The organism is Leptospira alexanderi serovar Manhao 3 str. L 60 (genome assembly GCF_000243815.2).
Lineage (GTDB): Bacteria > Spirochaetota > Leptospiria > Leptospirales > Leptospiraceae > Leptospira > Leptospira alexanderi.
Genome location: NZ_AHMT02000012.1, coordinates 115,001 through 123,231 on the forward strand (window position 1 = coordinate 115,001; position 8,231 = coordinate 123,231).

Genomic DNA, 8,231 nt, shown 5'->3' on the forward strand with positions numbered 1-8,231 from the left:
TCATGGAAGAGAATGGAGTTCTATCCGGATAGTTTCTAATTTCATCGGATTATTACAACCAGATAAAAGAACGTGAATTCGGTATAAGGGTTGAGAGTTAAAAATTCTTCAAAATCGATTTTTTTAGTAAGAATCATTTACAATTTATCCAGAAATCAAGTTTTCTTTTTGGGAAGGACCTACCTGGCAAATCATAACCGAAGGCTTAAAAATTGAATTCTTTTATAGAGCTTTGCGGATAAAAACCCATGTTAGAAGACCAAAAACCGCTCTAATTGCAATTGAAACGAATGTGTTCACCCTACGTAAAAACTCCCTTTCTACTCTACATTCCTAACCGTTATTCACTCGTCGCTCGAAGCGTAGGAACTCTCGCAAATCTCGTTTAAAAGTTCAATTCGAATATTTTTTTCCTAAAATCTGTCTCACTTTGTTTCACAAGTCCCAATATTTCCTACTGTAATTCATTGGAGGTTTTTACAATGAAACGGAACGAAAAAAAAATAATGCGAGGAACGCTTTCGACTGCGACATTCCTCACTCTATTTTTATTTTTTCTTATGAGTTGCGGCTCTAAGGATAGTAATAAAGATTTAATAACCAATTTAGCTTTAGCTCAAATTTTAGCGGGTTCGACAGCAGCCCGCCGGGAAAGGCGGAATTTAGACTTTCCAACACGGATGCTTTACTCTCCGCTCGTTCCTCAAACGTTCAACAATTTAGAACGTTGTCTGCTACGTCCGGATTTCTTACGGATTTATCGGGAGACAATCCTCAAAATTACGGCGATGGTACCGGTGACGGTTTTACGGATCATTTTATAACGCCGTATCTCTATTGACAAAGAAGACGATGAACAATTCAATTTTGGATATGAATCAATGTGGCTTACGAGATCTTTTGAAAGTTTTTGACCGTATTTCGTTACACTCTCGGAAATTCAGGATAGCGATCTTTTTTAATTTTGAAAAGTTCGACGTATGAATCTGTCCAGATCTCAATTCTTGCGGTATTTAGGAAAGGGTGCGTCCGCGTTGGCGATTGCAAAATCCGGAATTCTTTCGGCTTCTGCGAAGTCGAAATCTTCCCTTCGTTCCAAACCGAATGAGCGGTTTCAACCGATCTCTCCGAGTGAACAAGACTCGTTGATCTTACCTCCCGGTTATCGATACAACACAATTGCTCTTTACGGAGATAGGATCAATCCTCAAGGGGATACGTTCGGCTTTAATTCCGACTTCAATTGTTTTTTTCCTTTTGAGGGTAAGAAGGATACGGGACTTCTCTGGAACAATCACGAGACTCTCGGAGTTTTGGAATACTACGTGAACGGATACGATAGCCAGAAACAAGGACCCAACAAGAGAACGGACAAACAGATCGAACAATATCTGTATGCGTTAGGCGGTTCTGTAATTCGAATCGCAAAAAAAAACGGGGACTGGACTCTTTCTCCCGATTCTTCTTACGGAAGAAGAATCAACGGACTTACGGAGTTTCGTCTAACGGGTCCCGCCGCGGGAAGTAGCGCGGTGGGAAATGCGAACAAGGTTTTTGGTACGTTTGCGAACTGCGCGGGAGGGGTTACTTTTTGGAATACCGTTCTTTCGTGTGAAGAGAATGTGGAATGGATCATAGAACCCTGCAAACTTCCGCACGAGACCCATTACGGCTGGGTGATCGAGGTGGATCCGTTCGATCCCAAATCCGTTCCGGTCAAACATACCGCCTTGGGACGATTTGCCCACGAGAACGCGGCGCTTGTCTTGTCTCCCTCCGGCAAAATCGTGGTTTATATGGGAGACGACGCTCGCGACGAATGTGTCTATAAGTTCGTATCCAAGAATTCTTACGATCCGTCTCTGGGAGTGGAAAATTCCTCCCTACTCGAAGCGGGAATTTTATATGCGGCGGACTTTGATAATGGAATTTGGATTCCTCTGGATTTGGAATCGAACGAAACATTAAAAAATTCTAAAAAAGAAAACGGCGATAGACATTTTGAAACCCAAGCGGATGTTCTCGTTCATTGTAGGAGCGCCGCTAAAATTTGCGGTGCGACTCCGATGGATCGTCCCGAGGACATAGAAATCCATCCGTTGGACGGCACGGTTTTTATCGCGATGACCAACAACGACAGACACGGAAATTTATTCGGACAAATTCTCCGCATCCGGGAAAAGTCCGGGGACCACGCGGGCCTGGAATTCGATTTTGAGGTGTTTGTTGCGGGGGGAGCGGGTTCGGGATTTGCCGCTCCTGACAATTTGGCGTTTGATAAAAAAGGAAATCTCTGGATCGTGACGGATATTTCCGGCAAGAACTTAAACAGATCCGTATATAAGAAATTTGGAAACAACGGATTGTTTGTGATTCGGACCCAAGGCCCGGACGCCGGTAGGGCGTTTCAATTCGCTTCTTCTCCGATCGGAGCAGAACTTACAGGACTCTGGTTCGCTCCGGATCAAAAGGAGTTATTTCTTTCCGTTCAACATCCGGGAGAAACCACGAAGGACTATCGAAATCCCACGAGCCGCTGGCCTCACGGAGGAAACTTCATGCCAAGGCCCGGAGTAGTTGCAATTTATTTAAAGTGATCGATTATTTGGCCGCTTCGATCGCTTCTGTTTCCGTGATAAAGTGAGTGAAAGGTTTCCAAAGTCCTAAAAGGTTGAAGATCTGGATTACCTTGTCGGAAGCTTCCGTCAAAAAAAGTTTTTTACCGTCGTTTAAAAGTTTGTATCTCAGTTCGAAGATGGAACGTATGCCCGAACTGGAAATGTATTTGAGTTCGCTTAGGTTTAGAATCACTGCGTTCGGATGCGGAGGGTCGATGACCTCACTTTTAAAATCAGTAAAACTGTTTTCATCCAATCTACCGTCGAGTATATAAACGAAAATTTCGGGCGAGATCTCTTTCTTTTTGATGTTCAATTGACTCATAATTTACGAACCACTACGTGTAATTTTTTTTTAGAGAGACTAAATTCAGCTTTTGCACCCGGCGGAAAATCGTAAATCGTTTCCGCAAGAGAATCGATCGAAATTCCTCCTTTCATTTCCGAAATTAGACTGAAACTATCGGCGACCGTAAAATGGTCCAGAGTATACTGAGTATGTCCCTTTTTTCTAAGTTCTCTGCAATAGACTTTGAAAAAAGGGGATTGTTTGTCAAAACTTGTGTCTGTATTCTCACAGGACATAACCCAGCCGGTAGAACCCGCTCCCGTATAAACTAAAAGTCCCGAACATTTTTGTTCTTCCATTTTGTTGCCGTGGCAGATCAGAAATCGGCTGGTTAAATCGGGGCTATTATTTCGGATCGAAATTTCGCTGATTCCTTGTAGAGTGCTGACATTCCTTCCGTTAGGATAGTATATCTTAACTTCAATCAAGGGCCACTCTTCAATGATCGCATTTTCCCAGTTCGTCTCAAGGGCTTTTTTAACATCTTCTACGTGAAAAGAAAGAAGCGCTCCGACGGATGTGGGCGGATCGGAATTACATCCCAAAACGAGCGTGTCTACGGCATGGTGTGCGACGAACGTGAAATGGTTATCTCCGCCCAAAGCGATCACAAGATCATAATCGGAAGGAGGATTACGATCCATATCTTTTCGGAAGATAAAAGTGCTGTTTGGAAAAAGACGTTTGAGAGTTTCTCGATTGGAAAGTTGCCTGAGATGGGATTCGTGGATCCTTGCAAAAGAATCGTTTTGAATCTTGTAAATTTCTTCGATCTTTTGGAGTGATCCCCATTCTTCCAAGTCCAACTCGAACTTGGTTCGTTTACCTAAAATGAGGACTCGTTTGGTTGCCTTTAATTTTTCTAGGGACATGAAAATGATCCAAATACAAGAAATGAATTTGGTTTCAAATGATCGAGATTTTTTCAAAGAAAGCTCGGGGATTGAAGATACTCATTTTGTTTTTTCGATATCAAAGTCGAATTATCACTTGAGCCCATAGCATTGAAGGTTAGCCTAGAAATCTGCCGGTTTGGCGATCGAAAACGTGAAAATCTCGTTATGTTGATAAAAGACTTTATGTCCCAGAAAAACAGCAAATCCAAAAATTGATGAGGAAGAAAAGGCACATAGAAAGTACGGTATCTAAAAAAAGGAATGGTGGACATTTTGTATTGTGCCAGAGTTCTTCTAGAAAAGATCAATGATATCTCGAAAAAAACACCCGTTACTTTTCTATCGATTCCAGAAAGAATCGATTTTTTTCGGTTACAGTTTCGGCTTCCAAAAAAATTAAACTAAAACCCTAATGAAAAAATCCGAATTTTATTTCCTTCACAAAGACGAATATTACAAAGCAGTGTTCTGTTCTTTCGAACGTACAAAAAAAGTCTGCAGGCAATTGGAGATCGAAAAAGAATGAGTTCGGATGTAAATTCCGGATTTCCATTTCATCCTTTTCAAGATTTTTTGTTAGGCGAAGTGTTTCTAAAAACTCTTTTAGAAAGCGGCGTTTCTTCTCAAGCCGCAGAGGAAGCGATCTTGTCGCATCTTCCTCCGGGTCGCAATCATTTTGTATTTACTCCTAACGCTAAAAAACAAACCTTGCTCAATCTTTATCCGGAAAAGATCCGGAATCTTTTGAGAGAAAATCAGGAAGAAGGAATCAAACAAGAATTTCGTAATATGATTAAAATCGAAGAAAGAATGGATCTTGCTTTGGAGCTTCTCGAATGGTTGTTTACCGGTTTTGACGAGAGGCAGCGTTTGTTAAGCGAATTGTTTTCCCTGATCTTAAACGATAAAATCTCCCTGCCGGAAAATTTCTTAGATCGTCTTAAAAGAAATTATGAGAAAGAGGTTCTGAAGGATCTCGAAAATTTAGAGTGAACGGTCTTGGAAATAGATTCCGTTTATAAGAACCTGCCCAACTCTTGCGTGCAAGGGCTGGGCAGAACCCGGAACGCGCTGTAAATTAACGTCTTTTTTTGAAAAAATTCGGTACAGTTGCAGCAATGGAATCGTTATCTATATGTGATTATAATGATTGTACGCACAAGGTAGATTTTGGTATGAAAATAAAGTTCATGTTCTGTTTTTTAATTCTAATACAATTGGTTGCCTGTTCCGAGAAAAAGGACGGAATCGACTCGGATCTTTTACTTTCAGTAGTAGCGTTGCAACCAAAACCGGATCGGGCCGAGAACTACGATCGGGATGTACAAATCATTACTCATACGCCAAATGTTCCCACAAAACTGAATGCTACGGTCGGTTGTAATGTGAATTATTATTCCGATGAAGACGTCGATTATTTTGTTAGAAGATTGAAACTGGAAATCGCCAGATATCCAAGGGGATATTGGATCAAAGCTAATGCGGAAAGAGTCGTGCTTTGTAGGAGCATAACATTGGATGGTAGACTGGTTAGCCCATTTTCTACTGCCGATGCCATTTTTTTGATCGTAGAAGAAAGAATGGCATCCCGCGGCGAGGAAATGACTACGTTTGATAATGTTACCTATAAGTATTTTGACGGCAATACTGGGATCAACCACGAACTGACACATTCAGTGGATCGTAACATTCCACCGGCTTATTACGTATATTCGGATTGGTTAAATTTGAATTATTCCGGATTTGAATATGGAAAAGAACGTGACAACTATCCTTTTACCACTAATTTTTGGAACCCGCTTCCCGGTTTTGTAGCTGAATACGGGACAATAAATTTTCAAGAGGACCGAGGCACAATCGGAGCCCTGATTATGGGGTCGCAACCCCTCTACAATAAATTGGTTCAAGCTTGTCAAACCGATCCGATCGTCGCGGCAAAGGTGCGTAAAATAGTCGCCGGTTGGAATGCGTTTTGGCCGTTTCCGGGTGCGGAGAACACCGAGTGGAAAATCAGAATGGCCCAAGTCGAAAAGGATTGCAAGTGAGGTTATAAACCGAAATTCTTTCATAGGTTAATATAAGTTTGATGTTAACCGATGCGAAAGTGATTGAAGCGGAATGAACAAATTGGAATAATGAAAGGAAAACTTTTTTAGGGCGATCTATCAATTTGTTAATTGGACCGCCTAAATTTCTACGTCGAGCTCCGAGTAACAAGCCTACTTCGATGAAATCGGAGAAACACTTCTTAAGTAAAAAAAGTTCGGTTCGTATTCAATTCGGTAGAAAACTTCACAAACATGTCCATTCTACCGAATTACAAGAGTTACGCGGCGACTGTAGAAGCGGATGTTGTTTCGATAGGAATGTCGGATCCGCGAAGTACTTTTTTTCCTTTTTCGGTCCAAATCGCTCTTTGGATTTTGATGATTTTCAATAAGTGAAGGACCTTCATTACTTGATACGTAAGGTCCAGTTCGAACCAGCGGAACGCAAAGTTTGGAGAATTGGGATGAGCATGGTGATTGTTTTGATACAATTCGCCTGCGATCATAAAGTCCACAATCAGAGTGTTCTTTGAATTGTCCGGATTTTTCTTATGATTTCTATAACCATACATATGCCCGCACCAGTTCACGATTGCACCGTGAAGCGGTCCCATGACCCAGTGGATTGGAAGTAGCAAATACCATCCGTACTGTCCTGCGGGAACAAAGTAAAGATAGAATAACGTGTAAAGGGTTCCGCAGAACAATCTGAAGGTCCAGGAATCGCTGAGTCTATCGATTGTCGGCCACTCGGGGTAGTTGCCTTTGAATTCTTTTTCTACGTTCGCTTTTCTGTCTAAAATTGCTTCGTAATTGAGTGCGGTTTTCCACATCATGTCCAAAAATCCTTTAGAGGCAATCGGAGAATGGGGATCTTTTCCGGTATCGCTGTATGCATGGTGTTGTCTATGCATGATCGCATAAGCGCGGGGATTTAAAAACGAGGAGCCTTGAACCACACAAGTGAAAATGTGAAAGAACTTTTCCCAAAATTTATTCATCTTAAACATTGCGTGAGCCGCGTATCTGTGTAGAAAGAACGATTGGACAAAAGCCGATAAGAACCAATGCCCGATAAAAAAAGATAGAATAATCACCATTTGGTATTAACTCCTGTTGAATACTATGAGCGGTTTGTACTGTGCAGGTTGCAGAAAAGTTGGGAATTATTTTGAAAAAAGCGAAATTTTTTGATCTTTTAAATCTGTTTTTCGGGAAATGAGCAACCAAATTCCAAGTTTTTTTATTTGAGAAACTACTATAAATATTATTCTATCCATTTGTTCTTAGCTTCCGTGTGGTCAAAAGCTCGATCCAATAATGAAGAAATAATAGGAAGCATTGTCTTTTTCGGTTAAATCCATTTTTAGATAAGTCCTTTCTAAAAAAATGTGGGAGTTCCCAAATGTTATCCACGAACATTTAAAATCCTGATTCTTAAAACACTGACCCCTAAAAAGTGCCTACACTTGAGTTTTTGAGATGGGCTCTTACTAATCTCTATATAAAGGAGTACCATCAATTTTAACACAAATCCCCATTTAAAGACAGAATCTTGGGCACTCTATTATGTAGAGATTAGTAGTAATTTGTTCTACTTTTGAGAATAGTTTAACGTGAGTTCGACATAAGAAAAATGAGAAAGAATTTTCTAAAAGTAGAAATCCCTACTTTTAGAATTTGCTCGTAAAATCACGATTTGTTGTAGTTCCACATTTTAAAAATAGATTTACAAAGTTCAGATTCCAATTTCCTACAGAAAGATAAATCGTGGATTTCTTACGCCGAACTCACGTTAGTTTATCAAAATTTTTTTCGACAAACTATTGGTGTAAAAAAGAACTTGAGGTTTCTACGATATACAATTAGAGGCAGTCCTTTTGTCATGAAAAAAAAAGATATATATTATTTTTGTTGTATAGTTTTAGAATCAACTTTGAGTTTTAAGATGTTTTGTTAAAAATCTGTTTGATTCTTACCAAGAAAATGAAATCGAAGATAATAAAAAAGGAGAACTTATGAAAGGAAAAAAAATTGGAATTTTAGGTTCCGGCGTAGTAGGACAGACCCTCGCAAACGGATTTTTGAAATATGGGGCCGAAGTAAAAATCGGTACAAGGGATTCCGTAAAACTCAAAGATTGGTTATCCAAGGCGGGAACAAGTGCGTCGATTGGGTCGTTTGCGGACGCCGCAAACTTCGGAGAGATTCTTGTGCTAGCCGCGAAAGGAAATGCAGCGTCCGAAGTGTTAAAGTTAGCTGGAATAGATTCTTTGAATGGTAAAACGATCATTGATACAACCAATCCGATCGGGGAAGA

8 protein-coding genes and 2 pseudogenes (1 of these 10 cut by a window edge) are annotated in these 8,231 nt (G+C 40.5%); 6 read left to right on the top strand and 4 right to left on the bottom strand.

The genetic code is table 11. The annotated features are described in order from the left end of the window. A protein-coding gene (locus tag LEP1GSC062_RS03810; RefSeq protein WP_010576357.1) for a hypothetical protein crosses the window boundary here: on the bottom strand, positions 1-4 show its beginning. 497 nt of this gene lie to the left of the window's left edge; 4 of the gene's 501 nt are visible here — the first part of the coding sequence; its start codon is at positions 2-4; its stop codon lies beyond the left edge, outside the window. Between the two features lie 478 nt (positions 5-482). Here LEP1GSC062_RS03810 and LEP1GSC062_RS20990 point away from each other — a divergent pair. Beyond that, positions 483-829, top strand: a pseudogene (locus LEP1GSC062_RS20990) (sigma factor sigX-regulated lipoprotein SrpA); the annotation flags it as partial. 151 nt (positions 830-980) lie between these two features. After that, on the top strand, positions 981-2,597 hold the full coding sequence (locus tag LEP1GSC062_RS03820; protein WP_020983463.1) for a PhoX family protein: 1,617 nt from the start codon (positions 981-983) through the stop codon (positions 2,595-2,597). Positions 2,598-2,601: 4 nt separating this feature from the next. Here LEP1GSC062_RS03820 and LEP1GSC062_RS03825 read toward each other — a convergent pair whose 3' ends face one another. Together LEP1GSC062_RS03825 and LEP1GSC062_RS03830 are read right to left on the bottom strand one after the other, a co-directional pair. Continuing rightward, positions 2,602-2,943, bottom strand: coding sequence for an STAS domain-containing protein (locus LEP1GSC062_RS03825; RefSeq protein ID WP_010576353.1), 342 nt, complete (start codon positions 2,941-2,943; stop codon positions 2,602-2,604). Further along, entirely contained in the window at positions 2,940-3,839 is a 900-nt protein-coding gene (locus LEP1GSC062_RS03830; RefSeq protein WP_020983433.1) for an NAD(+)/NADH kinase, read from the bottom strand. Before LEP1GSC062_RS03830 ends, LEP1GSC062_RS03825 begins: the two co-directional genes overlap by 4 nt. Positions 3,840-4,195: 356 nt before the next feature. Between LEP1GSC062_RS03830 and LEP1GSC062_RS24535 the strand changes: the two are divergent. The 3 genes and pseudogenes from LEP1GSC062_RS24535 to LEP1GSC062_RS03840 all read left to right on the top strand — a co-directional run. Further along, positions 4,196-4,389: pseudogene (locus tag LEP1GSC062_RS24535) on the top strand (ATP-binding protein); the annotation flags it as partial. Next, positions 4,386-4,856, top strand: a complete 471-nt coding sequence (locus tag LEP1GSC062_RS03835) for a hypothetical protein (protein WP_010576351.1) — start codon at positions 4,386-4,388, stop codon at positions 4,854-4,856. The pseudogene LEP1GSC062_RS24535 and the gene LEP1GSC062_RS03835, both read left to right, overlap by 4 nt. 182 nt (positions 4,857-5,038) lie before the next feature. Then, entirely contained in the window at positions 5,039-5,908 is an 870-nt protein-coding gene (locus LEP1GSC062_RS03840; RefSeq protein WP_039941076.1) for an LIC13305 family lipoprotein, read from the top strand. Between the two features lie 281 nt (positions 5,909-6,189). On the opposite strand, the gene LEP1GSC062_RS03845 is transcribed toward LEP1GSC062_RS03840, so the two are convergent. Then, a complete protein-coding gene (locus LEP1GSC062_RS03845; protein ID WP_010576349.1) occupies positions 6,190-7,011 on the bottom strand; it encodes an acyl-CoA desaturase in 822 nt (273 codons plus the stop codon). A gap of 918 nt (positions 7,012-7,929) precedes the next feature. Here LEP1GSC062_RS03845 and LEP1GSC062_RS03850 point away from each other — a divergent pair. Beyond that, on the top strand, positions 7,930-8,231 hold a 302-nt coding region (locus LEP1GSC062_RS03850; protein WP_020983434.1), incomplete at its 3' end, for an NADPH-dependent F420 reductase.